Source organism: Aestuariivirga sp. (genome assembly GCF_041738905.1).
Lineage (GTDB): Bacteria > Pseudomonadota > Alphaproteobacteria > Rhizobiales > Aestuariivirgaceae > Aestuariivirga.
Genome location: NZ_JBGSOZ010000088.1, coordinates 1 through 21,969, shown reverse-complemented (window position 1 = coordinate 21,969; position 21,969 = coordinate 1). Strand labels below are relative to the sequence as shown.

The following is a 21,969-nucleotide window of genomic DNA, read 5'->3' as shown; positions in this document are numbered from 1 at the left end:
CGCTTGAGCAACCTCTATTTTGCCTATGGGTCCAACATGTCGCTGGCCCAGATGCGGAGCCGGTGTCCGGGGAGCGTGAAGGTGGGTATCGGTGTTCTGCCGGGTCACCGGGTGGTGTTCCCGCGCCACTCGCCGGTGCGGAACTGCGGGGTGGCGGGGATTGTGCCGGCTGCCGAGGACGTTTGGGGTGTCATCTATCGCCTTGGCGGGATCGATCTCGCCAGCCTCGACAAGCGCGAGGGTTACGATCCATCCCTGCCCGACGCCGCCAATCGCTATGTGCGGCGAGAGTTCAGCATTCATGTCGATGGGGAACCAACGGCGATTCTCCAGTGCCATGTTTATGCTGCCATACCACAGCCAGGTGTCCACGGCCCAAGCGCGGAGTATCTCTCGACCATCCTGACAGGGGCTGCCGAGAATGGTCTTCCTGATGGGTACGTTAAGAAACTGAAGGAGCTTTCATATTTAAATATATGATATTTAACGAAAGTTTTATCCGGTTCACTTTTTCGTAATTACTCTTGTTACCGAATGATAATCTGTGTATTTCGTCGTTACCATTTTCAACAACAACGAAAGAACACCTCATATGAACTTCGCCATCATCCCCGCCTCGTGGTCCGGGCCCATCCTCTCGCTCCTCCGCATCATCACCGGCCTGCTGTTCCTCGCCCACGGCACGGCGAAGCTCATCCAGTGGCCCTTCGTCGAGATGTTCAAGGATGGCGTGCCGCTGGGCTCGCTCTTCGGCATCGGCGGCCTGATTGAAATCGTCGGCGGCATCCTGATCGTCATCGGCTTTTTCACCCGGCCCGTGGCCTTCGTTCTCTCGGGCATGATGGCGGTCGCCTATTTCATGTTCCATGCGCCGGCCTCCATCTACCCCATCATCAACCAGGGCGAACTGGCGATCCTCTACTGCTTCATCTTCCTGTACCTTGCCGCGCAGGGTGCGGGCCCCTGGAGCGTCGACGCACGCCGCACGGCCTGATCTCGATTTCCACGTTTTCAACTTGATGGCCGGGCTAGTCCCGGCCATTTTCGTTTCGACAGGAGAACTCATTCATGAGAACGCCACTCGCCATCGTCACCGGGGGCTCTCGCGGCCTTGGATTTGAAACCGCGCGCCAGCTTGGGGGGCTGGGCTATCGCCTCGTCATCGGATCAAGCGACAAGAAGAAGCTGACAGGGGCCGCGAAGGCGCTGAAGGACCATGGCTTCGATGTCCAGTCGCGGGTGCTGGACATGGCCTCGCCGGCGTCCATCAAGTCCTTCGCAACCTGGGCGAAATCTCTTGGTCCCATCGACGTGCTGGTGAACGCGGCAGGCATTCTGCCCGAGAGCGGCAACGGGTCGAGTGTGCAGGGCGCCAGTGACGACGACGTACTCGATACCATCACCATCAATGGAATGGGTCCGTGGCGCCTGACGAAGCTCATCGTGCCCCATATCGCGCAGGATGGGCGGATCGTGAATGTCTCATCCGGCATGGGCGGACTGCAGGAGATGGGCGGCGGCTATTTCGGCTATCGGGCCTCCAAGGCCATGCTGAACGTGTTGACACGGACACTGGCGCTCGAACTCCGCTCGCGCGGGATCATGGTCAATTCGGTTTGTCCTGGCTGGGTGAAGACCGACATGGGCGGCTCCAATGCCCCGCGCAGTGTTGAGGAAGGCGCCTCGGGCATCGTGTGGGCCGCTCACCTTTCGCCCGGCGGCCCCACGAACGGCTTCTTCCGGGATGGGCAGCCCATCGCGTGGTGAGGACCACAAAATGGGCCCGGCTGGTGCCGGAGCTTGTGGTGAGCGATCTCGCCACAAGTCTTGATTTCTACTCCGGAGTGATCGGCTTCAGGATTGCCTATGACCGGCCCGAGGACCGCTTTGCCTACCTCGACATGGACGGGGCACAACTGATGCTCGAACAGCCGGACGAACCGTGGCTCACGGGACCATTGGGGAGCGGCCATATGGAAGAGGCATCAACCTCCAGATCGAGGTTGCGGCCATCGCACCGCTGCTGGAGCGGCTGGCAGCCAGTGCCTGGCCCTTGTTCCGCCCACCCAGGGATGACTGGTATCGCTCTGGCGATGTGCTTCTCGGGAACAGACAATTCCTCGTCCAATGTCCGGACGGTTATCTGCTGCGCTTTTTCGAGGACCTGGGAGAACGGCCAGCCGAACCCTTGAGTTAGACTTGTGAGCTAGCCTTGCCGCTCCTTGCGGAGCTTCGACCAGTAGTCGAGCCGGCGTTTCACCTCTCGCTCGAAACCGCGCTCGACGGGATCGTAGTACCTCTCGCGGCCCATGCCATCGGGGAAATAGTTCTGGCCCGAAAAGGCGTCCGGCTGGTCATGGTCATAGCGATAGCCCGCGCCATATTCCTGGGTTTTCATCAGTTTCGTCGGCGCGTTGAGAATGATCTTGGGCGGCATCAGCGAGCCAGTCTGTTTCGCGCGTTCGGTGGCACCCTTGTAGGCGGAATAGAGCGCGTTCGACTTCGGCGCGGTGGCGACATAGACGACCGCCTGCGCAATCGCCAGTTCGCCTTCGGGACTGCCGAGGAAGTCATAAGTCTCCTTGGCCGCGAGCGCTTGGTGGATGGCCTCCGGATCGGCCAGCCCCACATCCTCGATCGCCATGCGGACGACGCGCCTCACGATGAAGAGCGGATCTTCTCCGGCGACAAGCATTCGGGCCAGATAGTAGAGCGCGGCATCGGGATCGGAACCGCGAACCGATTTATGAAGTGCCGAGATGAGGTTGTAGTGACCGTCCGCCGCCTTGTCGTAAAGCGGCATGCGCTTCTGCACGGTGCGCGACAAGGCTTCCGGGTCGAGCGGCATTCCACTCTCGGGCACGGTCGCGAAAACCTCCTCCAGCATGTTGAGGAAGTAGCGGCCGTCACCATCGGCCATCACGATCATTGCCTCCCGCGCCGCCTCGTCGGCGGGCAACACCCGGCGCTCGAACATTTCCGCTCGCCTGATGAGCGCCGTCATCGCCTCGGCATCGAGCCGGTTCAGAACGAGCACCTGCGCGCGCGACAGAAGAGCGCCGTTCAACTCGAAGGACGGATTCTCGGTGGTGGCGCCGACGAGGATGATCGTGCCGTCCTCGACATTGGGCAGAAACGAATCCTGCTGGGACTTGTTGAAGCGGTGGATTTCATCCACGAAGAGCAGCGTGCCGCGGCCCTGCTCGCGCCTGATCCGTGCCTGTTCGAAGACTTTCTTCAGGTCGGCGACGCCCGAGAAAATTGCCGAGATCTGCTCGAAGGCGAGGCCCGTCTCACCCGCCAGAAGCCGCGCGATGGTGGTCTTGCCGGTGCCGGGCGGTCCCCAGAAAATGATCGAGGGGATGCGGCCCGCCGCCAGCATCCGTGTGATGACGCCTTCCGGGCCGACCAGATGATCCTGCCCCACCACATCCGTCAACTTCTGGGGCCGCAGGCGGTCGGCAAGGGGGCGAGGCCCCTCCCTGCCCATGCCTGCCGCCTCGAAGAGACTGGACATCAGCCGCCGACGGCGAGCTTGATGACGCGTCCGCCGCGATTGATGGCGATGCGCCAGAAGCCCTCGTCTCCGGCAAGAATCCGGTTGAGCGTTTCCACGCTGTCGACGGGCGTACCATTCACCTCGAGGATGATGTCGCCGCGCTTGAAGAAGCGCTGCGCCGGGCCCTTGCCGATCTTCAACGCGACAACGCCGCTGGCCTCCGCGGGCAATCCCAGTTCATCCGCGACCGCTGGAGACAGATTGGCGGCGACGAGTCCTGCCAAGGGATTGCGGCCTTCGATCAACGTGTCGCTGCGGTCCACCGTTTCGGGAGCGGCGACCATGGTGACCTGGGTTTCGCGGCGGTCGCCCTTGCGCTGATATTCCACGATGGTGTTGGCGCCGATTGCGGTGGTGGCGACCCGGTAGCCAAGTTCCTGCGCGTTCTCGATGGGCTTTCCTTCGATGGCCAGGATGACGTCGCCGCGCTTCAGCCCGGATTTCGTCAGCGGGCTTTGCGGATGAAGATCGACGATGAGCGCGCCTTCCGGCCTCGCCATGCCAAGCGACGTGGCGATGTCCGGCGTCACATCCTGAAGTTCAGCACCCAGCCACGGCCGCTTGATCGCGGCGCTGCCGCTCTCGGCGGTCGCGACGACGGTCTTCACCATGTTGGTCGGAATGGCGAAGCCGATGCCGATGGACCCGCCGCTGCGCGAGAAGATGGCGGTGTTGATGCCGATCAGCTCGCCCGACATGCTCACAAGAGCGCCACCCGAGTTGCCGGGGTTGATGGCGGCATCGGTCTGCACGAAGAACTGGTAGTCGCTGACCCCCACCTTGGTGCGGGCCAGCGCCGACACGATGCCGCTGGTGACGGTCTGACCCACACCGAAGGGATTGCCAATGGCGAGCACCAGGTCGCCCACTTCAAGCGCATCGGAGTCGCCGAGGGTCAATGCCGGAAGCGCTTCGTCGGGAACATCGATCTTGAGCACGGCCAGGTCGGTGCGCTCGTCGGTCAGAAGCACGCGCGCCTCGAACTCGCGGCGGTCCGCCAGCACCACCGTGATGTCGGTACCGCCGGCAATCACGTGGTTGTTGGTGACGATCAGCCCCGCGGGATCGACGATGACGCCGGACCCAAGCGAGTTCTGAACACGCTCGCGCGGACGCCCGAAGGAGCCGTCATTGCCGAAGAAACGGCGGAAGAAAGGGTCTTCGAAGTAGCGGTTGCGATCCTCGCGGCTGGCCGCCCGGCGCTGGGAATAGACGTTGACGACAGCGGGCGCGGTGCGTTTCACGATGGGCGCGAAGGAGAGTTGAACGTCCGCCTGCGACTGCGGAACTGCCTTGTCCGCCATGGACGATGGGCTGGCTGCGGCCAGAAGAATGGCGGACAGTAGGGCTGTGACGATACGCATGTTCATCCTCTTGGGGCGCTTTTCCGCGCCTATCTGCGATCAAGCTTTGTCGACAAGATGACCGATGTTTCTATACGGGTAATTCCGGGCATCTGCCCCATTTCATCGATGAGGCGGTCCATGGCCTCCGACGATGTGGTCTTCACCTGAGCGATCAGGTCGAACTTGCCGCTCAGCGTATGCAATGTCTCGATCTGTGGAAAGCGCGCGAGCATGCGGGCCACTTCCACCTGGCGGCGCGGCTCCACGGAGAGGGTCACATAGGCGCGCATGCCGCCCAGTTCCATTTCGCGCGAGAGCTTGATCGAATAGGCGGCGATGACACCGGACTCTTCCAGCCGCCTCAGGCGATCCTGAACCGTGGTACGAGACAGGCCAAGCTTGCGCGCCAGCGCCGCCACGGGTTCGCGTGAATCGACCTTGAGGAGTGCTATCAGTTCCTCGTCCTTGGGGGTAATTTGCACCATTCGGCGAAACGCTGTCCTCGACCGTCAGAGCGACGACTCAACCGTCATATTTCAGCATAATGCCGTGTGTAAACCAACCGCCGCGCACGTTATGTCACCCAACTCATATCGCTTCTGCCGATCGGAGGATAAAATGTCCCGCACCGCCCTGAACGTCGTTCCCGCACCGCTTGCCGCCGACGCCATCGCAGTGTCCCAGTCGATGCTGCCCGAAGAGGCCGCGTTCTGCTTCAGCGCGGATGCACTGCGGGCCAGGCTGGCGCTCTTCACTGACGGCTTTCCGGGAACGGTGAGCTTCGCGGTGAAATCCAACCCATCACGGGAAGTCGTGAAAACGCTGGCCGAGGCTGGCCTCGCGCACTGGGACGTCGCCTCGGTTCACGAGATGGCGTTGGTGAACTCGATCTCGGATCATGCCCATTTTCACTATCATAACCCGGTAAAGTCGCGCCGCGAGATTTCGGATGCCTATCACATCCACGGCTGCCGGCGCTTTGCCGTCGATGCGCGCGAGGAAGTGAAGAAGATCGCCGACATCGTGGGCGCGGACCGCTCGGTGGAACTGGCCGTGCGCTTCGTGCTCCCGCGTGAGCGCACGTCTTCGGCGCATGACTTCTCGACAAAGTTCGGCGCGCCCGAACACATTGCTATCGAACTGCTGCAGGATATCAACCGCCGCGGCTTCGTGCCGGTGCTCACGTTCCATCCGGGTTCGCAATCGCGCGATCCGCAGGTCTATGTCCGCCACATCGAGGCCGCGCACCGGATCGCGAAGGCGGCCGGCGTGCATGTGGGCAAGCTCAATGTCGGCGGCGGTTTTCCGGCGCGCTATCCCCTGAGCAAGCCCGCGCCTCTCGACCACTTCTTCACCGCCATCGGCGAAGCCGTGACCCGCTACTTCGGCAATGGCACGGAACCCGAACTCGAATGCGAGCCGGGCCGCGGGCTTGTCGCCAATTGCATGTCGCTGCTCACCCGGGTCAAGCTCGTCTGCACCGATGGCGACGACATCTTCATCAATGATGGCGTCTATGGCGGCCTCATGGAATTCATGCAGGTGCCGGAGCTGCAGCCGCCCTATCGGGTGATCCGTGATGGACGCGTGCTGGACGGCGCCACCAAGCCGTGGAAGGTGTTCGGTCCCACTTGCGACCCGCTCGACGTATTGCCTGCGAAGCTCGAATTGCCGATGGACATCCGCGACGAGGACTTCATCGAGTTCGGAACGCTCGGCGCCTATGGTGTTGCCACGTCCACGATGTTCAATGGTTATGGTGCCCATGCCGTGATGCCGGTGAGTTCGGTCTTCAACGGCTGAACACCTGTCTTGCGGACGATCCGGGCTGCCATGAGAAGCCCCGATCATCCCACCGTCAGTGCAGGATGGCGTTCTTCATCGCGATGGCGACGGCCTGAGTCTTCGTCTTGGCGCGGAGCTTGTTCATCGCGTTCTCGGTGTAAAGCCGTATGGCGCGTTCGCTGACACCGATCAACTGAGCCGTTTCCCAGGCCGTCTTGCCGTCAGCCGCCCACCTCAGGACTTCGCGCTCACGGGGGCTGAGATCGAACTCCGCAGTGACCGGACGCGCCGCGATCACGCCCTTCATCCGCAGATGATAGTAGTGCGCAAAGAGATGGATGTTGTTGACCAGTTGCTGGCGGACTTCGAGCCAGTGACGGTCCTCGCATTCGAAATTGATGGAAAACATGGCGTCGCCCACACCCGGATCGCGGATGGGAATCGAAATGCCATGGCGGCCCACGCCATATTGCTCGGCCACGTCGTGAATGTCCTGAACACTCTGCTCAGTACTTCTCACCTCATCCCAGTCCAGCGGAAGAAGGCGCTGGAAACAGATCTGGAATGCCTTGTCTTTCAGCGGGGTGTAGTCCCGCATGTAGATCGCCATGTAGCTCTCGTCATAGGTGGAGAGCCAGGTCATGCGATCCGGAAGTTCCGGCGATGCGCCCAGGAACCAGTAGGACAGGTTGAGTACGCCAAATCTGTCCCGCGCGGACTGCAGAAAGGCCCCCGACTCGCTCATGCTTGCGAATGGAGACAGGGAAGCGTTGAATATGTCGAAGCGGTTTGTCATCAGCCCGTGAATCAGCATTAACCATTTTTTAGGTGTCATGCTAGCGGGCAGTCGTGAACCGGCGTGCAAGTAAGCAGATTGAATTGTCTGGAACCGGCTTACTTTACGGAACATGGCGAACAAAAAGAAAAGGCAGCATTGCTGCTGCCTTTTCTGCAATCCATTACAGACGTAATCAGGCGGCGGCTTCGACCATTTCCTCACGGGCTTCCACCGGGCCGGAGTCGAGGCCGCGCGCATTGACGTCACGGTCGACGAACTCGATGACAGCCATCGGTGCAGAGTCACCGTAGCGGAAACCGGCCTTCATGATGCGGAGGTAGCCGCCCGAACGCGATGCATAGCGCGCCGAGAGAACGTCGAACAGCTTCTTGAGCTGCGTCTCGTCGCGGAGCGTCGACATGGCCTGGCGGCGGGCGTGAAGCCCACCCTTCTTGGCCAGCGTCACCAGCTTCTCGACGACAGGACGGAGGTCCTTCGCCTTCGGAAGCGTAGTTATGATCTGCTCATGCTTGATGAGGGCCGCCGACATATTGGCGAACATCGCCTGACGATGCTCCGCCGTGCGGTTGAACCGGCGTCCCCTGAAACCATGATGCATAACCGTTCTCCTTCAATACCGGCGCACGCTTAACGGAGCGCCGCGCTGTTCTCAATAGTGTTGTTCGTATTTCTTCGCGAGTTCTTCGATGTTCTCGGGCGGCCAGTTCTGCACTTCCATGCCGAGGTGCAGACCCATCTGGGCCAGCACTTCCTTGATCTCGTTCAGCGACTTGCGGCCGAAGTTCGGCGTGCGGAGCATTTCCGCCTCGGTCTTCTGGATGAGGTCGCCGATATAGACGATGTTGTCGTTCTTCAGGCAGTTGGCCGAACGCACCGACAGCTCCAGCTCGTCGACCTTCTTGAGAAGGGCGGCGTTGAACTCGAGCTCGGGACGGGCTTCCTCGATGATGGCCTTGGAAGGTTCCGAGAAGTTGATGAAGACGGAGAGCTGGTCCTGAAGAATGCGGGCGGCATAGGCCACCGAATCCTCGGGGCTCACGGAACCATCGGTCTCGACGGTCATGATGAGCTTGTCATAGTCCAGGATCTGACCCTCGCGGGTGTTCTCGATCTTGAACGATACGCGCTTGACGGGGCTGTAGATCGAATCGATCGGGATCAAGCCGATGGGCGCGTCTTCCGGACGGTTGCGCTCGGCGGAGACATAGCCCTTGCCGGTGCTGACGGTGAACTCGACGCGGATCTCTGCACCCTCGTCGAGCGTGCAGATCACATGCTCGGGGTTCAGGACGTGGATGTCACCAGTCGTCTGGATGTCGCCGGCACGGACGACGCCCGGGCCTTCCTTGCGCAGCATGAGGCGCTTGGGGCCCTCGGACTGCATGGAAATGGCGATTTCCTTGATGTTCAGGATCATGTCCGTCACGTCCTCGCGGACGCCGGCAATGGACGAGAACTCATGCAGCACGCCGTCGATGTGAACCGACGTCACCGCTGCGCCCTGAAGCGAAGACAGCAGGATGCGGCGCAGGGCGTTGCCGAGCGTGGTGCCGAAACCGCGCTCCAGCGGTTCCGCCACGAAGGTAGCGACGCGGCGGCGGTCGCGGCCCGGCTGAACGTCAAGCTTCGACGGACGGATCAATTCCTGCCAGTTCTTCTGATTCACTTGCATATGTTTGTTTCCTGTCGAAAATCCGGCTCCCCGCAAGGGGAGCCCTTTTTCACAAAGACAATGTTGTCATTCCCGTAAATGCGGGAACCGGCGACTGTAATCAGACGCGGCGGCGCTTCGGCGGACGGCAGCCGTTATGCGGAATGGGTGTCACGTCGCGGATCGAGGTGACCTGCAGGCCACAAGCCTGAAGAGCACGCAGAGCCGACTCGCGGCCAGCGCCCGGTCCCGACACTTCGACTTCGACGGTGCGCATGCCGTGTTCCATGGCAGCGCGGCCAACCTGCTCCGCCGCGACCTGGGCCGCATAGGGAGTGGATTTGCGCGAACCCTTGAATCCCAGCTTGCCCGAGGAGGCCCAGACGATTGCATTGCCCTGGACATCGGTGATCGTGATCATCGTGTTGTTGAACGACGAATTGACGTGGACAACGCCGGAGGAAATGTTCTTGCGCTCTTTGCGGCGCGGACGTGCAGCTTCCTTAGCCATGATCTTTCAGCCTTTACTTCTTCTTGCCTGCAATCGCCTTGGCGGGACCCTTGCGGGTGCGGGCGTTGGTGTGGGTGCGCTGGCCGCGGACGGGAAGTCCCTTGCGGTGACGCAGGCCGCGATAGCAGCCGAGATCGATGAGGCGCTTGATGTTGATCGAGACGTCACGACGGAGGTCGCCCTCGACCATATAGTCACGGTCGATCACTTCGCGGATCGACAGGACTTCGGCGTCGGACAGCTCGTTGACGCGCTTTGCCGGCTCGATCTTCGTCTTCGCGCAGATCTCGAGCGCGTTGACCGGCCCGATTCCATAGATATAGCGCAGCGAAATCGCCACGGGCTTGTTGGTCGGGATGTTGACGCCTGCAATACGGGCCACGCCTGTTCTCCTAATCGTATCAACAGCTTGATCTGTCGAATTCACATCTGTTTTCGTGCTTCTGCCGGGTGCCTTCAATGGCACAAGGCCGTACCCCAAGAGGTATTTCCCCCTGAAGTCAGCCTGTCCTCGACCGAGATTGCGGCAGTATCTAGAGGGGAATCGCTTCCGCGTCAACCTCAAGACTCCGCAATAATCAGGCCTCAAACGCCTTTCAGCACGTCCTCGATCTGGCGGGTCACCTCAGAGATGTCCGCCATACCATCGATCGACTTCAGCGTTCCGCGCCCGCCATAATACGCTACCAGCGGCGCGGTCTGCTTGTTGTAGACAGCGAGGCGGTCACGGACCGTTTTCTCGTTGTCATCGGCGCGGCGCGTGAAGTCGGTTGACCCGCACACATCGCAAACGCCTGATTTCTCCGGCTTCTGGAACCGGTCATGATAGCCCTTGCCGCACTTGGCGCAGGTATAGCGGCCCGTGATGCGCTCCACGAGCGCCTCGTCGTCCACCTTCATCTCAACCACAGCATCGAGCTTCAGGCCCTTGCCGGACAGCATGGCATCGAGCGCCTCTGCCTGTGCCGTGTTGCGCGGGAAGCCGTCGAGAATGAAGCCCTTCTTCACATCAGGCGCGTCCAGCCGGTCCGCGATGATTCCGACCACGATGGCGTCGGAAACCAGTTCACCGCGATCCATGATCGCCTTGGCCTTGTTGCCGGTTTCAGTACCTGCGGCCACCGCGGCCCTGAGCATGTCGCCCGTCGAGAGCTGCTTCATGCCGTGGCGGTCTTCGATAAGCTTGGCCTGGGTGCCCTTGCCAGCACCCGGAGGCCCAAGAAGAATGATGTTCACCGTTTGCTACCCCTGAGCTTGGACTTCTTGATCAGGCCCTCGTACTGCTGGGCCAGAAGATGTCCTTGCACCTGAGCAACCGTATCCATGGTGACGCTCACCACGATCAGCAGCGACGTGCCGCCGAAGTAGAAGGGCACACCGGTGTAGCCAATGAGGAACTCAGGCAGCAAACACACCAGGGTCAGGTAAAGCGCACCGATAAGCGTAATGCGAGTCAGCACATAGTCGATGTATTCCGCCGTCCGTTCGCCGGGCCGGATGCCCGGAATGAAGCCGCCATACTTCTTCAGGTTGTCGGCGGTCTCCTTCGGGTTGAACATGATGGAGGTGTAGAAGAAGGCGAAGAAGATGATGAGGACGGCATAGAAGAACAGGAACAGCGGCTGGCCGTGGCCAAGCATGGCCGTCAGCGTGTTCAGCCAGTCGGGCCCCTGCCCCCTGGTGAAATTGGCGACCGTGATCGGCAGCAGCAGAAGCGACGACGCGAAGATCGGCGGAATGACGCCCGATGTGTTCAGCTTCAGCGGCATGTGAGAGCTTTCGCCCTGGAACATCTTGTTGCCGACCTGGCGCTTCGGATACTGGATCAGCAGGCGGCGCTGGGCCCGCTCCATCAGCACGATGAAGGCGATGACAGCAATCGCCATCACGATGATGCCGAGGATCACGAAGGTCGAGATCTGACCGGTGCGGCCAAGCTCCAGTAGACCCGCGATGCCACTGGGAAGCCCCGCCACGATGCCGGCGAAAATGATGAGCGAAATACCGTTGCCGATGCCGCGCGACGTGATCTGTTCGCCCAGCCACATGAGGAACACGGTTCCGCCCGTCAGCGTGATGACGGTTGAAATCCGGAAGAACATGCCGGGATCGGAAACCAGGCCCGCCTGCCCCTCGAGGCCGACGGCGATACCGTAGGACTGAAGTGCAGCAAGGAACACCGTGCCGTAGCGCGTGTATTGATTGATCTTCTTGCGGCCCTGCTCGCCTTCCTTCTTGAGTGCTTCAAGATGAGGCGACACGGACGTCATCAGCTGGATGATGATCGACGCCGAGATGTATGGCATGATGTTGAGGGCGAAGATGGCCATGCGGCCGAGCGCGCCGCCCGCCAGATTGTTCACCCAGCCGAGAATACCGGACGAATTCTGGGCGGCAAACTTTGCCAGCTCGGCGGCATCGATGCCGGGAATCGGAATGTAACTGCCGAGGCGATAGACAATCAGCGCACCAAGCGTGAACCAGATACGGTTCTTCAGGTCTTCCGACTTGGCGAGTGCGCCGAAGTTCAGGTTCGCAGCAAGTTGTTCCGCGGCAGATGCCATTCTAACGTCCTCGGGCTGAGACAGGACCCCTCATGTGGGGCCCCCACCCAGAGCCTGCAAGCTTACTTGGCCTCGGGAGCCTTTTCGACCGGCTTCAGCATCTTGACGCTGCCGCCAGCCTTCTCCACCGCCGCAACAGCACCAGCCGTCGCGTGATAGACTTCAAAATTCAGCTTGGACTTGATTTCGCCCTTGCCGAGAAGACGCACGCCACCGAGCGGTGCCGAGATGACGCCCGCAGCGACGAGTGCCGCGGAGGTCACGGGAGCCGACGCATCGAGCTTCTTCGCATCGACCGCAGCCTGCACGCGCGACAGGTTGACCTCGTTGTAGTCGACCTGGTTCGGCTTGTTGAAGCCGCGCTTCGGGAGACGGCGATAGATCGGCATCTGGCCGCCTTCGAAGCCTGCCTTTGCGCCGCCCTTGCGGGCCGTCTGACCCTTGCCGCCACGGCCCGCGGTCTTGCCGAGGCCCGAACCGATGCCGCGGCCAACACGCTTCTTGGTGTGCTTGGCGCCCGGATTGTCGGCGATCTCATTGAGCTTCATGGGAGGTAATCCTTATTCCACGACGCGCACGAGGTGCGCGACCTTGGCGATCATGCCACGGACCGCAGGGGTATCCTGCAGCGTCGAGATCCTGTTCATCTTGTTGAGGCCGAGGCCGATGAGCGTCGCACGCTGTTCGCCGGGACGGCGCTGCGGGCTTGCAACCTGCTTCAGCGTGACGGTCTTCTTTTCATTTGCCATGATCAGATTCCTTCACTTACTCGGCGACGGCGGCAGCGCCGCCCGTGCGACGAAGCACGTCAGACACCTTCTTACCACGGCGCGAGGCGACTGCACGGGGGCTAGTCTGCTTCTTGAGCGCGTCGAACGTGGCGCGAACCATGTTGTAGGGGTTGGATGACCCCTTCGACTTGGCAACGACGTCCTGCATGCCCACCGACTCGAAGACGGCGCGCATCGGGCCGCCCGCGATGATGCCCGTTCCCGGAGGAGCGGTGCGGAGCGTGACTTTGCCGGCACCCCAGCGGCCATCGATGTCGTGATGCAGCGTCCGGCCCTCGCGGAGCGGAACGCGGATCAGACCGCGCTTGGCGGACTCGGTGGCCTTCCGCACAGCTTCCGGCACTTCACGCGCCTTGCCATGACCGAACCCGACGCGGCCCTTCTGATCGCCCACAACGACGAGTGCAGCAAAGCCGAAGCGCTTGCCGCCCTTCACCACCTTGGCGACGCGGTTGATGTGGACGAGCTTGTCGATGAACTCGCTGTCGCGGTCTTCCCGGTTATCGCGGTCCTTGCGATCGCCGCGCTCCGAACGTTCTTTAGCCATATTGCTTTCCGCCTATCTTTGCGTCGGAGAAAATTAGAAGTTCAGTCCGCCCTCGCGGGCGGCATCTGCGAGCGCCTTGACGCGCCCGTGGTAGAGATATCCGCCGCGGTCGAACACGACATCCGTGACACCGGCCTTGAGGGCGCGCTCGGCAATCAGCTTGCCGATTGCAGTCGCCGCCGCCTTGTCCGCTCCGGTCTTGATCGAGCCCTTGAGATCCTTCTCGAGGCTCGACGCCGCGGCGACGGTGACGCCCTTGGTGTCGTCGATGATCTGGGCATAGATGTTCTTGGAAGAACGGAACACCGACAGCCGGGGGCGAAGCTTGCCGCGAGCCGCGAGTGCCTTGCGCACGCGGATCTTGCGGAGTCCTTGAGATTTCGTTGCCATGGCCATCACCTGTTACTTCTTCTTGCCTTCCTTGCGGAAGATGTATTCGCCAGCGTACTTCACGCCCTTGCCCTTGTAGGGCTCGGGACCGCGGAACTCGCGGATCTCGGCGGCCACCTGGCCGACGCGCTGCTTGTCGATGCCGGACACCACGATCTCCGTGGGCTTCGGCGTCTTGATCTCGATCCCTTCCGGGATCGGATAGTTGATGTCGTGGCTGTAACCAAGTGCCAGCTGCAGGGTCTTGCCCTGAACGGCCGCACGATAGCCGACGCCAGTGATTTCCAGCGACTTCGTGTAGCCCGCCGTCACACCCGTGATCATGTTGGAGATCATGGTGCGCGACATGCCCCACTGCGAGCGCGACAGCTTGGACTTGTCCTTCGGGTCGACCTTGACGGCACCCTCTTCCATCTTCGCGATCACGGCATCCGTGAGCACGAACTTGAGTTCGCCCTTGGGACCCTTTACCGAGACGTTGCTTCCCGCGAGATTCACGGTTACGCTGGCTGGCACAGGAACTGATTTCTTACCGATACGAGACATCTTTGCTACCTCAGAATACGGTGCAGAGGACTTCGCCGCCCACGTTCTGGGCTCGCGCATCCGCGTCGGACATGACGCCCTTCGGCGTCGACAGGATCGAGATGCCAAGACCGTTGTAGACGGTAGGGAGTGTCGATACCGACACATAGACGCGACGGCCGGGCTTCGACACGCGCTGCAACTCGCGGATCACCGGGGCGCCGTCGAAGTACTTGAGCTCGACTTCGATCTCAGCTTTGTTGGAACCCTGCTGCACCACGGCAAAGCCACGGATGAAGCCCTCGCCCTGAAGCACGTTCAGGACGTTCTCGCGCAGCTTCGAGTGAGGGACGCCGACTTTCGTCTTGCCCCGCTGCTGCGCGTTCCGGATACGGGTGAGCATGTCACCGATCGGATCATTGACACTCATTCTTCTCTCCTGAAGTCCGTATCTGTTACCAGCTCGACTTGACCATGCCAGGGATCAGACCCTGGTTGGACATCTCGCGAAGCGCCAGACGCGACATCTTAAGTTTCCGGTAGTAGGCCCGGGGACGGCCCGTCACTTCGCAACGGTTCCTGATCCGGGTCTTGGCAGAGTTCCGCGGCATTTCGGCAAGCTTCAGCTGGGCCGCAAAGCGCTCCTCGATCGGAGCGGTCTTGCTCTGAATGATTGCCTTGAGCCTCGCACGCTTGCCGGCGTACTGCTTCACCATCTTGCGGCGGCGATTGTTCTTCTCTACCGAGCTCGTCTTAGCCATATGGGCTTTACCTCAGCCTTAATCTGTTTCGAATGCCGCTCACGCCGCCTTGCGGGCGGGCTTGCGGAACGGGAAGTTGAAGGCATCGATCAAAGCACGTGCTTCGGCATCGGTCTTCGCCGACGTGCAGATGATGACGTCCATGCCCCAGACGCGATCGATCTTGTCGTAATCGATCTCCGGGAAAATGATGTGTTCCTTGATGCCAAAGGCATAGTTGCCATAGCCATCGAAGCTCTTGTCGGCCAAGCCGCGGAAGTCGCGGACACGCGGCAGCGCAATGTTGATCAGCCTGTCGAGGAACTCGTACATGCGCACCTTGCGGAGCGTTACCTTGGCGCCGATCGCCAGGTTCTCGCGGATCTTGAACTGCGCGATGGCCTTGCGGGCCTTGGTGACAACGACCTTCTGGCCGGCGATCTTCTCGAGTTCGCTGACGGCAACCTGCACCAGCTTCGAGTCCTGTGTCGCTTCGCCGACACCCATGTTCAGAACGATCTTGGTGATCTTCGGAACCTGCATGGCGTTCTTGTAGCCGAACTCCTGCACCAGCTTCGGCCGCACGACCTCGTCATAGTGCTTGCGCAGGCGCGGAACGTAGTCAGCGGGCAAGGCTTCCTGAACCGTCGCCGCCTTCGGCGCGGACTTGTCGGCCTTCACCTTCTTCTCGACAGGCACCTTGGCGCTGTCCTTGCCGGCGGAAGCGGCCTTCGCCGGCTTCTTTGCCTCTTCCTTAGCCATCGATCACTTCTCCCGAACGCTTGGCGACACGCACTTTCTTGCCGTCAGCCAGAGTCTTGTAGCCCACGCGGGTGGGCTTGCCGTCCTTGGGGTCACGCAGAGCCAGGTTCGACACATGGATCGGCATTTCCTTCGAGACGATGCCACCCTCCTGGGCAGCGGTCTGCTTCTGATGGCGCTTGGCGAGATTGACGCCGCGCACAACAGCCCGGTTCTCGGTGGGGATCATGCGGACGACTTCGCCCTGCTTGCCCTTGTCCTTGCCGGTGGTGACGACAACCTTGTCACCCTTCTTGATTTTCAGTTTCGCCGCCATCACAGCACCTCCGGCGCAAGTGAGATAATCTTCATCTGGTTCTTGGCGCGCAATTCGCGCGGCACGGGTCCGAAGATACGGGTCCCGACCGGTTCGCCCTGGGCATTGATGAGAACGGCCGCATTGCGGTCGAACCGGATCACCGAGCCATCCGCGCGGCGGATGTCCTTCGCGGTCCGCACGACGATAGCCTTCATCACGCTGCCCTTCTTCACACGGCCGCGCGGAATGGCATCCTTCACCGACACCACGATGATGTCGCCGACAGAGGCATACTTCCGCTTCGAACCGCCCAGCACCTTGATGCACTGCACCCGGCGAGCACCGGAATTGTCCGCGACATCGAGGTTTGTTTCTTGCTGGATCATCTGATCACCCGTTCACTCGTGGGGCGTGAGCCCGCTTGTTCTCGTTATGCCTGACCTGCGGCGACCTTCTCGACGAGGGTCCAGCGCTTCTGCTTCGACAGCGGGCGCGTCTCCTCGATGCGGACGATATCGCCAGCCTTGGCTTCATTCTTCTCGTCGTGGGCGTGGTACTTCTTCGAAAGACGCACGGTCTTCTTCAGAACCGGGTGACGCAGGCGGCGCTCGACGAGCACCACGATGGTCTTCTCGTTCTTGTCGCTCACCACGACGCCCTGCAGGATGCGCTTCGGCATGTTCTTCTCTCCTACTTCGCGGCGGCCTGCTGCGACTGCGCCGTCTTCAGACGGGCGATGTCGCGGCGGATCTGGCGGATGCGCGCGGTATTCTCAACTTGGCCCGTCGCCCGCTGGAAGCGCAGATTGAACTGCTCCTTCTTGAGCTTCAGAATCTCGTCCTTGACCTGGTCCTTGGTCAGAACGCGGATGTCCTTCATATCCATGGCGGTCACCCTCTTATTCGCCCAGACGCGCCACGAAGCGCGTCTTGATCGGGAGTTTGGCAGCTGCGAGATGCAGCGATTCCTCGGCGACCTGGCGCGGCACGCCGTCGACCTCGAACAGCACACGGCCGGGCTTTACGCGGGCCGCCCAGTACTCGGTCGAACCCTTGCCGGAGCCCATGCGGACTTCGGCCGGCTTCTTCGACACCGGAACGTCCGGGAACACCCGAATCCAGATGCGGCCGGCGCGCTTCATGCCACGGGCAAGAGCACGGCGGGCCGCCTCGATCTGGCGGGCCGTCAGACGGTCCGGCTCGACAGCCTTGAGGCCGAACGATCCGAAGTCCAGCGTGTTGCAGCTGGTGGACTTACCGTGAATACGCCCCTTGAAGGCCTTCCGGTACTTTGTCTTCTTTGGTTGCAGCATTTTAGCTAACCCTCAAACCTCAAGCCGCGTCGCGGTCGCGGCGGCCGCCACGGGACCCGGTGTCCTGCGGCTCATTCATGCGCTTGTCCTGCGCCATCGGATCGTGCTCGAGGATCTCGCCCTTGAAAATCCAGACCTTGACACCGTTGGTGCCGTAGGTCGTGAAGGCGGTCGACGTGCCGTAGTCCACATCCGCACGAAGCGTGTGCAGCGGAACCCGGCCCTCGCGATACCATTCGGTGCGGGCGATTTCTGCACCACCCAGACGGCCGGAACAGGTGATCTTGATGCCCTCGGCGCCCATCCGCTGTGCAGACTGCACGGCGCGCTTCATCGCACGGCGGAAAGCCACGCGGCGTTCGAGCTGCTGGGCGATGTTCTCGGCAACCAGGGTTGCGTCGACCTCGGGCTTGCGCACTTCAACGATGTTGAGATGCACTTCCGAGCCAGTCATGTCCTGCACCTTGCGGCGCAACTTCTCGATGTCCGCGCCCTTCTTGCCGATGACAACACCGGGACGGGCCGAATAGATCGTGACGCGGCACTTCTTGTGCGGACGCTCGATCAGCACCTTGGAAACGCCAGCCTGCTTCAGTTCCTTCTTGAGGTACTCGCGGATCGCGATGTCCTCGTGAAGGAGCTTGCCGTACTCGCGCGAACCCGCGAACCAGCGGGAATCCCACGTGCGGTTGATGCCGAGGCGCAGGCCAATCGGATTGACTTTCTGACCCATCAGGCGGCCTCCTTGCTCTCTTCACGCACTTCGCGGACGATAATCGTCAGTTCGCTGAAGAACTTCTGGATGTGACCCACGCGGCCGCGGGCATTCGGCATCCAGCGCTTCATCACTAGGTTCTTGCCAACCCAGGCCTGGGCCACGATCAGGTTGTTGATGTCGAGATCATGGTTGTTCTCGGCATTGGCAATCGCCGACTCGAGCGTCTTCTTGATGTCCTTGGCGATGCGCCGGCGCGAGAAGGTCAGGTAGGCGAGCGCCTTGTCGACCTTCATGCCGCGGATTTCCGAAGCGACGTCATTGAGCTTGCGCGGCGAGATGCGGATCGACCGAGTGACGGCCTTCGCCTCGTTGTCGGGCAGCGCGCGAGGATGTGCTTTCTTGCTCATGGCTTACTTGCCCCCGGATTTCTTGTCGCCGGCGGAGTGGCCATGGAAGGTCCGTGTCGGCGCGAACTCGCCGAGTTTGTGACCCACCATTTCCTCCGACACGAGGACAGGAATGAACTTGTGGCCATTGTGGACCTGGAATGTCAGGCCCACGAACTGCGGCAGGATCGTGGAGCGGCGGCTCCACGTCTTGATAGCCTGAGCGCGGCCACTAGTGCCGCGCGCGGCATCCGCCTTTTTCAGGAGATACCCGTCCACAAACGGGCCTTTCCAAACAGAGCGTGTCACGGTCTACCTCTTAACTCGACTTCTTGCGGTCATGGCGCGAGCGCACAACGAACTTCTGGGTCCGTTTGTTGCTGCGCGTCTTGGTGCCCTTCGTCGGCTTGCCCCAGGGCGTTGCCCAGTGCTTGCCGCCGTTGGTACGGCCACCGTTCGGATGGTCGACCGGGTTCCGGGCGATACCGCGCGAGATCGGGCGCTGGCCCTTCCAGCGGGCGCGTCCGGCCTTGCCAACCACTTCATTCATGTGATCCGGGTTCGACACCGCACCGACGCTCGCCATGCAGGTGGCGTCGACCATGCGGGTTTCACCCGACTTGAGCTTCAGCAGGACATAGCCCTGGTCGCGTCCGGCCACCATGGCGTAGGTGCCAGCCGAACGTGCCAGCGTGCCACCCTTACCGGGCTTCGTCTCGATGTTGTGGACTATGGTGCCCACCGGCATCGCGCCGAGCGGCATCGCATTGCCCGGCTTCACGTCCGCCGACTTGCCGGAGATGTCGGTATCGCCAACGGCGAGGCGCTGCGGTGCCAGGATATAGGACTGCTCGCCGTCCGCATACTTGATGAGGGCGATGAAGGCCGTGCGGTTCGGATCATACTCAAGACGCTCGACGACTGCCGAAACGTCATGCTTCGTGCGGCGGAAGTCGATGAGACGATAGGCCTGCTTATGGCCGCCGCCTTGTCCGCGCGTGGTGATCCGGCCCGTGTTGCCACGGCCGCCGTTCTTGCTCAGTCCCTCGACAAGCGCCTTGACGGGCTTGCCCTTCCACAGCTGGCTGCGATCGACCTGTACAAGGTGGCGGCGGCCGGCGCTGGTCGGATTGAATGTTTTGAGTGCCATTGTTCTATCTCACCACTCAGAGGCCCGTCGTCACGTCGAGCCGCTGTCCCTCTTCGAGGGTCACATAGGCTTTCTTTACGTCGCTCAGCATGGCCAACTGGCCCTTGAAACGACGCTGCTTGCCCTTGCGGATCAACGTGTTGACCGCCTTCACCTTGACACCGAACAGGCCTTCGATGGCCTTCTTGATCTCAGGCTTCGTGGCGGTCTTCGCCACGTTGAAGACGATCGTGTTATGCTCGGAGACCAGCGTTCCCTTTTCGGTGATCGCAGGGCTCTTGATGATGTCGTACCAGTGTTCCTTGCTCACTTGAACCGCGCCTCCAGCGCTTCAACGGCCGCCTTGGTCAGCACAAGCTTCCTGCGGCGGAGGATGTCGTAAACATTGATGCCCTGGATCGGAAGTACGTCGATGTTCGGGATGTTGGCAGCGGCCTTGGCGAAGCTGTCGTTCACAGCGGCGCCATCGATGATAAGCGCATTGACCAGACCGAGCTGCTCGAAAGCCTTGACCAGGGTTTTGGTCTTGCCGTCACAATCGGCCTTGTCGATGATCAGCAGCGATGCATCCTTCACCTTAGCCGAAATGGCATGGCGGAGGCCCAGAGCGCGGATCTTCTTGTTCAGCGATGTCTCGTGGCTGCGCGAACGGGGACCGAAGGCCTTGCCGCCGCCGACAAAGATGCCGGCCTTGCGCGAACCGTGGCGAGCGCCGCCCGAACCCTTCTGGGGACCGAGCTTCTTCGTCGTGCGGCTGATTTCGCCACGCGACTTCGCCTGGTGCGTACCCTGCTGACGCTTGTTCAGCTGCCACTGGATCACGCGGTGAATGATGTCGCTGCGCGGTTCGAGGCCGAAGATGTGGTCCGCGAGCTCGATCGAGCCTGCGGCCTTCGCCTCTATGGTTTGAATGTCGGCTTTCATGTCCGTCAACCCTTACTCTGCTGCCGGTGCCGCTGCGGCGTCCGGCATCTTGAAGGCGCCCGGCTTCGGCGCAGCGTCGGGAAGCTTGCGCTTCACCGCATCGCGCACGGAAACCCACGCACCCTTGACACCCGGAACCGAGCCCTTGACCAGGATCAGGCCACGGCCGGCGTCGGTCTTCACAACCACGATGTTCTGCGTGGTCACCGTCTCGGAACCCAAGTGGCCAGGCATCTTCTTGTTCTTGAAGACCTTGCCGGGATCCTGACGGTTACCAGTCGAACCGATGGAACGGTGGCTGACCGACACGCCGTGTGTGGCGCGCAGACCGCGGAAGTTCCAGCGCTTCATGCCGCCGGCAAAACCCTTACCCATCGAGGTCGCGGTGACATCGACGAACTGGCCAGGCACGAAATGCTCGACCGTGATTTCGGCGCCAACCGGAATAACGTTATCCGGGGAGACGCGGAATTCCTTGAGCTTCCGCTTCGGCTCGACCTTGGCCACCGCAAAGTGTCCACGCTCGGCCTTCGTCAGCCGCTTGATCTTCGGAACGCCAGCACCAAGCTGCAGGGCAGTGTAACCATCCTTGTCGCTCGTCTTCTGAGCAACGACCTGACAGTTGTCGACCTTCAACACGGTCACGGGAACAACCGTCCCCTCGTCCGTGTAGATGCGGGTCATGCCCAGCTTCTGTGCGATGAGACCAGAACGCATCGCTTCACTCCTTCAAAGCTCTGAAATCAGAGCTTGATTTCAACATCGACACCAGCGGCCAGATCGAGCTTCATCAAAGCGTCGACGGTCTGCGGGGTCGGATCCACGATATCGAGCAGGCGGCGGTGAGTCCGCATTTCGAACTGCTCGCGGCTCTTCTTGTCGACATGGGGCGAACGGTTCACCGTGAACCGCTCGATCCTGGTCGGCAGGGGCACCGGGCCCTTGATCTGTGCGCCCGTCCGCTTGGCCGTGTTCACGATCTCGCGCGTCGACAAGTCGAGAATGCGATGATCGAAGGCCTTCAGACGGATACGGATGTTCTGACGTTGCATGTTCGTGTCCGCCCTCAATCCGTGATCTTGGCGACGACGCCGGCGCCGACGGTGCGGCCGCCTTCGCGGATGGCGAAGCGCAGCTTTTCTTCCATCGCGATCGGCGTGATCAGCTCGACGGCAAACGAGATGTTGTCGCCAGGCATCACCATTTCCGTG

General features: G+C 61.4%; 36 protein-coding genes and 1 pseudogene. 5 read left to right on the top strand and 32 right to left on the bottom strand.

The window, feature by feature from the left end:
- Positions 1 to 3 precede the first annotated feature (3 nt).
- The 4 genes from ACEW8Q_RS07825 (at position 4) to ACEW8Q_RS07810 (ending at position 2,192) form a co-directional block, all read left to right on the top strand.
- Positions 4 to 480, top strand: a complete 477-nt coding sequence (locus ACEW8Q_RS07825) for a gamma-glutamylcyclotransferase family protein (protein ID WP_373503494.1) — start codon at positions 4 to 6, stop codon at positions 478 to 480.
- A 112-nt stretch (positions 481 to 592) separates the two neighbouring features.
- The gene (locus ACEW8Q_RS07820; protein ID WP_373503493.1) at positions 593 to 994 is read left to right on the top strand and encodes a DoxX family protein; all 402 of its coding nucleotides are present in this window, start codon (positions 593 to 595) and stop codon (positions 992 to 994) included.
- A 74-nt stretch (positions 995 to 1,068) separates the two neighbouring features.
- A complete protein-coding gene (locus ACEW8Q_RS07815; protein ID WP_373503492.1) occupies positions 1,069 to 1,767 on the top strand; it encodes an SDR family NAD(P)-dependent oxidoreductase in 699 nt (232 codons plus the stop codon).
- Positions 1,761 to 2,192, top strand: a complete 432-nt coding sequence (locus tag ACEW8Q_RS07810; RefSeq protein WP_373503491.1) for a VOC family protein — start codon at positions 1,761 to 1,763, stop codon at positions 2,190 to 2,192. The genes ACEW8Q_RS07815 and ACEW8Q_RS07810 overlap by 7 nt, the downstream gene beginning before the upstream one ends.
- Positions 2,193 to 2,206: 14 nt before the next feature.
- Here the strand turns inward: ACEW8Q_RS07810 and ACEW8Q_RS07805 are convergent, their stop codons facing one another.
- Genes ACEW8Q_RS07805 through ACEW8Q_RS07795 form a run of 3 tightly spaced genes read right to left on the bottom strand, consistent with a single transcriptional unit; the run spans position 2,207 to position 5,390 of the window.
- Positions 2,207 to 3,517 (bottom strand): replication-associated recombination protein A, encoded by a 1,311-nt coding sequence (locus ACEW8Q_RS07805; RefSeq protein WP_373503490.1) that lies wholly within the window; start codon positions 3,515 to 3,517, stop codon positions 2,207 to 2,209.
- Positions 3,517 to 4,923 (bottom strand): DegQ family serine endoprotease, encoded by a 1,407-nt coding sequence (locus ACEW8Q_RS07800; protein WP_373503489.1) that lies wholly within the window; start codon positions 4,921 to 4,923, stop codon positions 3,517 to 3,519. The genes ACEW8Q_RS07805 and ACEW8Q_RS07800 overlap by 1 nt, the downstream gene beginning before the upstream one ends.
- A 29-nt stretch (positions 4,924 to 4,952) precedes the next feature.
- On the bottom strand, positions 4,953 to 5,390 hold the full coding sequence (locus ACEW8Q_RS07795; protein ID WP_373503488.1) for an Lrp/AsnC family transcriptional regulator: 438 nt from the start codon (positions 5,388 to 5,390) through the stop codon (positions 4,953 to 4,955).
- Between the two features lie 133 nt (positions 5,391 to 5,523).
- On the opposite strand from ACEW8Q_RS07795, the gene ACEW8Q_RS07790 reads away from it, so the two are divergent.
- Positions 5,524 to 6,708 carry a hypothetical protein gene (locus ACEW8Q_RS07790; RefSeq protein WP_373503487.1) on the top strand — a complete coding sequence of 395 codons (1,185 nt, stop codon included), beginning with the start codon at positions 5,524 to 5,526 and terminating at the stop codon, positions 6,706 to 6,708.
- Positions 6,709 to 6,763: 55 nt separating this feature from the next.
- Here ACEW8Q_RS07790 and ACEW8Q_RS07785 read toward each other — a convergent pair whose 3' ends face one another.
- The 29 genes and pseudogenes from ACEW8Q_RS07785 to tuf form a co-directional block, all read right to left on the bottom strand.
- Complete coding sequence (locus ACEW8Q_RS07785; RefSeq protein WP_373503486.1) at positions 6,764 to 7,435, bottom strand: helix-turn-helix transcriptional regulator; 672 nt, start codon at positions 7,433 to 7,435, stop codon at positions 6,764 to 6,766.
- 226 nt (positions 7,436 to 7,661) lie between these two features.
- Positions 7,662 to 8,087: a 50S ribosomal protein L17 gene (gene rplQ / locus ACEW8Q_RS07780; RefSeq protein WP_373503485.1), complete on the bottom strand. Its 426-nt coding sequence runs from the start codon at positions 8,085 to 8,087 to the stop codon at positions 7,662 to 7,664.
- Between the two features lie 51 nt (positions 8,088 to 8,138).
- Positions 8,139 to 9,161 (bottom strand): DNA-directed RNA polymerase subunit alpha, encoded by a 1,023-nt coding sequence (locus ACEW8Q_RS07775; RefSeq protein ID WP_373503484.1) that lies wholly within the window; start codon positions 9,159 to 9,161, stop codon positions 8,139 to 8,141.
- A 100-nt stretch (positions 9,162 to 9,261) separates the two neighbouring features.
- Positions 9,262 to 9,651: a 30S ribosomal protein S11 gene (gene rpsK / locus ACEW8Q_RS07770; RefSeq protein WP_373503483.1), complete on the bottom strand. Its 390-nt coding sequence runs from the start codon at positions 9,649 to 9,651 to the stop codon at positions 9,262 to 9,264.
- Between the two features lie 13 nt (positions 9,652 to 9,664).
- On the bottom strand, positions 9,665 to 10,033 hold the full coding sequence (gene rpsM, locus ACEW8Q_RS07765) for a 30S ribosomal protein S13 (protein ID WP_373503482.1): 369 nt from the start codon (positions 10,031 to 10,033) through the stop codon (positions 9,665 to 9,667).
- Positions 10,034 to 10,236: 203 nt separating this feature from the next.
- Complete coding sequence (locus tag ACEW8Q_RS07760; RefSeq protein ID WP_373503481.1) at positions 10,237 to 10,887, bottom strand: adenylate kinase; 651 nt, start codon at positions 10,885 to 10,887, stop codon at positions 10,237 to 10,239.
- Positions 10,884 to 12,215 (bottom strand): preprotein translocase subunit SecY, encoded by a 1,332-nt coding sequence (secY, locus tag ACEW8Q_RS07755; RefSeq protein WP_373503480.1) that lies wholly within the window; start codon positions 12,213 to 12,215, stop codon positions 10,884 to 10,886. Before secY ends, ACEW8Q_RS07760 begins: the two co-directional genes overlap by 4 nt.
- 62 nt (positions 12,216 to 12,277) lie before the next feature.
- A complete protein-coding gene (rplO, locus tag ACEW8Q_RS07750; protein WP_373503479.1) occupies positions 12,278 to 12,763 on the bottom strand; it encodes a 50S ribosomal protein L15 in 486 nt (161 codons plus the stop codon).
- Positions 12,764 to 12,775: 12 nt separating this feature from the next.
- Entirely contained in the window at positions 12,776 to 12,964 is a 189-nt protein-coding gene (gene rpmD, locus ACEW8Q_RS07745) for a 50S ribosomal protein L30 (RefSeq protein WP_373503478.1), read from the bottom strand.
- Positions 12,965 to 12,980: 16 nt separating this feature from the next.
- On the bottom strand, positions 12,981 to 13,553 hold the full coding sequence (gene rpsE, locus ACEW8Q_RS07740; protein WP_373503477.1) for a 30S ribosomal protein S5: 573 nt from the start codon (positions 13,551 to 13,553) through the stop codon (positions 12,981 to 12,983).
- A gap of 33 nt (positions 13,554 to 13,586) precedes the next feature.
- The gene (rplR, locus tag ACEW8Q_RS07735) at positions 13,587 to 13,949 is read right to left on the bottom strand and encodes a 50S ribosomal protein L18 (protein ID WP_373503476.1); all 363 of its coding nucleotides are present in this window, start codon (positions 13,947 to 13,949) and stop codon (positions 13,587 to 13,589) included.
- Between the two features lie 6 nt (positions 13,950 to 13,955).
- Positions 13,956 to 14,489 (bottom strand): 50S ribosomal protein L6, encoded by a 534-nt coding sequence (gene rplF / locus ACEW8Q_RS07730; RefSeq protein WP_373503475.1) that lies wholly within the window; start codon positions 14,487 to 14,489, stop codon positions 13,956 to 13,958.
- Between the two features lie 10 nt (positions 14,490 to 14,499).
- A complete protein-coding gene (rpsH, locus tag ACEW8Q_RS07725; RefSeq protein ID WP_373503474.1) occupies positions 14,500 to 14,898 on the bottom strand; it encodes a 30S ribosomal protein S8 in 399 nt (132 codons plus the stop codon).
- Positions 14,899 to 14,923: 25 nt separating this feature from the next.
- Positions 14,924 to 15,229: a 30S ribosomal protein S14 gene (rpsN, locus tag ACEW8Q_RS07720; RefSeq protein WP_373503473.1), complete on the bottom strand. Its 306-nt coding sequence runs from the start codon at positions 15,227 to 15,229 to the stop codon at positions 14,924 to 14,926.
- A gap of 39 nt (positions 15,230 to 15,268) precedes the next feature.
- Entirely contained in the window at positions 15,269 to 15,970 is a 702-nt protein-coding gene (gene rplE, locus ACEW8Q_RS07715; RefSeq protein WP_373503472.1) for a 50S ribosomal protein L5, read from the bottom strand.
- Positions 15,963 to 16,286, bottom strand: a complete 324-nt coding sequence (rplX, locus tag ACEW8Q_RS07710; RefSeq protein WP_373503471.1) for a 50S ribosomal protein L24 — start codon at positions 16,284 to 16,286, stop codon at positions 15,963 to 15,965. The genes rplE and rplX overlap by 8 nt, the downstream gene beginning before the upstream one ends.
- Positions 16,286 to 16,654, bottom strand: a complete 369-nt coding sequence (rplN, locus tag ACEW8Q_RS07705; protein ID WP_373503470.1) for a 50S ribosomal protein L14 — start codon at positions 16,652 to 16,654, stop codon at positions 16,286 to 16,288. The genes rplX and rplN overlap by 1 nt, the downstream gene beginning before the upstream one ends.
- Before the next feature lie 44 nt (positions 16,655 to 16,698).
- Complete coding sequence (rpsQ, locus tag ACEW8Q_RS07700) at positions 16,699 to 16,947, bottom strand: 30S ribosomal protein S17 (RefSeq protein ID WP_373503469.1); 249 nt, start codon at positions 16,945 to 16,947, stop codon at positions 16,699 to 16,701.
- A gap of 11 nt (positions 16,948 to 16,958) precedes the next feature.
- Complete coding sequence (gene rpmC, locus ACEW8Q_RS07695) at positions 16,959 to 17,153, bottom strand: 50S ribosomal protein L29 (RefSeq protein ID WP_373503468.1); 195 nt, start codon at positions 17,151 to 17,153, stop codon at positions 16,959 to 16,961.
- 13 nt (positions 17,154 to 17,166) lie between these two features.
- Positions 17,167 to 17,580 carry a 50S ribosomal protein L16 gene (rplP, locus tag ACEW8Q_RS07690; RefSeq protein WP_373503467.1) on the bottom strand — a complete coding sequence of 138 codons (414 nt, stop codon included), beginning with the start codon at positions 17,578 to 17,580 and terminating at the stop codon, positions 17,167 to 17,169.
- 19 nt (positions 17,581 to 17,599) lie between these two features.
- Positions 17,600 to 18,313 carry a 30S ribosomal protein S3 gene (rpsC, locus tag ACEW8Q_RS07685; RefSeq protein WP_373503466.1) on the bottom strand — a complete coding sequence of 238 codons (714 nt, stop codon included), beginning with the start codon at positions 18,311 to 18,313 and terminating at the stop codon, positions 17,600 to 17,602.
- Positions 18,313 to 18,705, bottom strand: coding sequence for a 50S ribosomal protein L22 (gene rplV / locus ACEW8Q_RS07680; RefSeq protein WP_373503465.1), 393 nt, complete (start codon positions 18,703 to 18,705; stop codon positions 18,313 to 18,315). Before rplV ends, rpsC begins: the two co-directional genes overlap by 1 nt.
- A 3-nt stretch (positions 18,706 to 18,708) precedes the next feature.
- The gene (gene rpsS / locus ACEW8Q_RS07675; protein WP_373503464.1) at positions 18,709 to 18,993 is read right to left on the bottom strand and encodes a 30S ribosomal protein S19; all 285 of its coding nucleotides are present in this window, start codon (positions 18,991 to 18,993) and stop codon (positions 18,709 to 18,711) included.
- Positions 18,994 to 19,003: 10 nt separating this feature from the next.
- Complete coding sequence (rplB, locus tag ACEW8Q_RS07670) at positions 19,004 to 19,834, bottom strand: 50S ribosomal protein L2 (protein ID WP_373503463.1); 831 nt, start codon at positions 19,832 to 19,834, stop codon at positions 19,004 to 19,006.
- A gap of 16 nt (positions 19,835 to 19,850) precedes the next feature.
- Entirely contained in the window at positions 19,851 to 20,144 is a 294-nt protein-coding gene (locus ACEW8Q_RS07665; protein WP_373503462.1) for a 50S ribosomal protein L23, read from the bottom strand.
- Positions 20,141 to 20,758: a 50S ribosomal protein L4 gene (gene rplD, locus ACEW8Q_RS07660; protein ID WP_373503461.1), complete on the bottom strand. Its 618-nt coding sequence runs from the start codon at positions 20,756 to 20,758 to the stop codon at positions 20,141 to 20,143. The genes ACEW8Q_RS07665 and rplD overlap by 4 nt, the downstream gene beginning before the upstream one ends.
- A 12-nt stretch (positions 20,759 to 20,770) precedes the next feature.
- Entirely contained in the window at positions 20,771 to 21,475 is a 705-nt protein-coding gene (rplC, locus tag ACEW8Q_RS07655; protein WP_373503460.1) for a 50S ribosomal protein L3, read from the bottom strand.
- 26 nt (positions 21,476 to 21,501) lie between these two features.
- The gene (gene rpsJ / locus ACEW8Q_RS07650; protein ID WP_373503459.1) at positions 21,502 to 21,810 is read right to left on the bottom strand and encodes a 30S ribosomal protein S10; all 309 of its coding nucleotides are present in this window, start codon (positions 21,808 to 21,810) and stop codon (positions 21,502 to 21,504) included.
- Between the two features lie 14 nt (positions 21,811 to 21,824).
- Positions 21,825 to 21,969: pseudogene (tuf, locus tag ACEW8Q_RS07645) on the bottom strand (elongation factor Tu); the annotation flags it as partial.

Bases quoted from the DNA above. Each gene is read 5' to 3' on its own strand.
- rplQ (WP_373503485.1), bottom strand. From the start codon at position 8,087: ATGCATCATGGTTTCAGGGGACGCCGGTTCAACCGCACGGCGGAGCAT.
- rplF (WP_373503475.1), bottom strand. From the start codon at position 14,489: ATGTCTCGTATCGGTAAGAAATCAGTTCCTGTGCCAGCCAGCGTAACC.
- rpsE (WP_373503477.1), bottom strand. From the start codon at position 13,553: ATGGCTAAAGAACGTTCGGAGCGCGGCGATCGCAAGGACCGCGATAAC.
- ACEW8Q_RS07795 (WP_373503488.1), bottom strand. From the start codon at position 5,390: ATGGTGCAAATTACCCCCAAGGACGAGGAACTGATAGCACTCCTCAAG.
- ACEW8Q_RS07785 (WP_373503486.1), bottom strand. From the start codon at position 7,435: ATGAGCGAGTCGGGGGCCTTTCTGCAGTCCGCGCGGGACAGATTTGGC.
- rplE (WP_373503472.1), bottom strand. From the start codon at position 15,970: ATGGCTAAGGAAGAGGCAAAGAAGCCGGCGAAGGCCGCTTCCGCCGGC.
- rpsN (WP_373503473.1), bottom strand. From the start codon at position 15,229: ATGGCTAAGACGAGCTCGGTAGAGAAGAACAATCGCCGCCGCAAGATG.
- rplD (WP_373503461.1), bottom strand. From the start codon at position 20,758: ATGAAAGCCGACATTCAAACCATAGAGGCGAAGGCCGCAGGCTCGATC.
- rpsQ (WP_373503469.1), bottom strand. From the start codon at position 16,947: ATGCCGAAGCGCATCCTGCAGGGCGTCGTGGTGAGCGACAAGAACGAG.
- rplN (WP_373503470.1), bottom strand. From the start codon at position 16,654: ATGATCCAGCAAGAAACAAACCTCGATGTCGCGGACAATTCCGGTGCT.
- rpsH (WP_373503474.1), bottom strand. From the start codon at position 14,898: ATGAGTGTCAATGATCCGATCGGTGACATGCTCACCCGTATCCGGAAC.
- ACEW8Q_RS07790 (WP_373503487.1), top strand. From the start codon at position 5,524: ATGTCCCGCACCGCCCTGAACGTCGTTCCCGCACCGCTTGCCGCCGAC.
- rplP (WP_373503467.1), bottom strand. From the start codon at position 17,580: ATGCTGCAACCAAAGAAGACAAAGTACCGGAAGGCCTTCAAGGGGCGT.
- rpsJ (WP_373503459.1), bottom strand. From the start codon at position 21,810: ATGCAACGTCAGAACATCCGTATCCGTCTGAAGGCCTTCGATCATCGC.
- ACEW8Q_RS07815 (WP_373503492.1), top strand. From the start codon at position 1,069: ATGAGAACGCCACTCGCCATCGTCACCGGGGGCTCTCGCGGCCTTGGA.
- rplO (WP_373503479.1), bottom strand. From the start codon at position 12,763: ATGAAGCTCAATGAGATCGCCGACAATCCGGGCGCCAAGCACACCAAG.
- ACEW8Q_RS07800 (WP_373503489.1), bottom strand. From the start codon at position 4,923: ATGCGTATCGTCACAGCCCTACTGTCCGCCATTCTTCTGGCCGCAGCC.
- rplV (WP_373503465.1), bottom strand. From the start codon at position 18,705: ATGAGCAAGAAAGCACATCCTCGCGCGCTGCCCGACAACGAGGCGAAG.
- secY (WP_373503480.1), bottom strand. From the start codon at position 12,215: ATGGCATCTGCCGCGGAACAACTTGCTGCGAACCTGAACTTCGGCGCA.
- rpsK (WP_373503483.1), bottom strand. From the start codon at position 9,651: ATGGCTAAGGAAGCTGCACGTCCGCGCCGCAAAGAGCGCAAGAACATT.
- rpsC (WP_373503466.1), bottom strand. From the start codon at position 18,313: ATGGGTCAGAAAGTCAATCCGATTGGCCTGCGCCTCGGCATCAACCGC.
- rplB (WP_373503463.1), bottom strand. From the start codon at position 19,834: ATGGCACTCAAAACATTCAATCCGACCAGCGCCGGCCGCCGCCACCTT.
- rplR (WP_373503476.1), bottom strand. From the start codon at position 13,949: ATGGCCATGGCAACGAAATCTCAAGGACTCCGCAAGATCCGCGTGCGC.
- ACEW8Q_RS07775 (WP_373503484.1), bottom strand. From the start codon at position 9,161: ATGCAAGTGAATCAGAAGAACTGGCAGGAATTGATCCGTCCGTCGAAG.
- rpmD (WP_373503478.1), bottom strand. From the start codon at position 12,964: ATGGCAAATGAAAAGAAGACCGTCACGCTGAAGCAGGTTGCAAGCCCG.
- ACEW8Q_RS07805 (WP_373503490.1), bottom strand. From the start codon at position 3,517: ATGTCCAGTCTCTTCGAGGCGGCAGGCATGGGCAGGGAGGGGCCTCGC.
- rplX (WP_373503471.1), bottom strand. From the start codon at position 16,286: ATGGCGGCGAAACTGAAAATCAAGAAGGGTGACAAGGTTGTCGTCACC.
- rpmC (WP_373503468.1), bottom strand. From the start codon at position 17,153: ATGGATATGAAGGACATCCGCGTTCTGACCAAGGACCAGGTCAAGGAC.
- ACEW8Q_RS07820 (WP_373503493.1), top strand. From the start codon at position 593: ATGAACTTCGCCATCATCCCCGCCTCGTGGTCCGGGCCCATCCTCTCG.
- rplC (WP_373503460.1), bottom strand. From the start codon at position 21,475: ATGCGTTCTGGTCTCATCGCACAGAAGCTGGGCATGACCCGCATCTAC.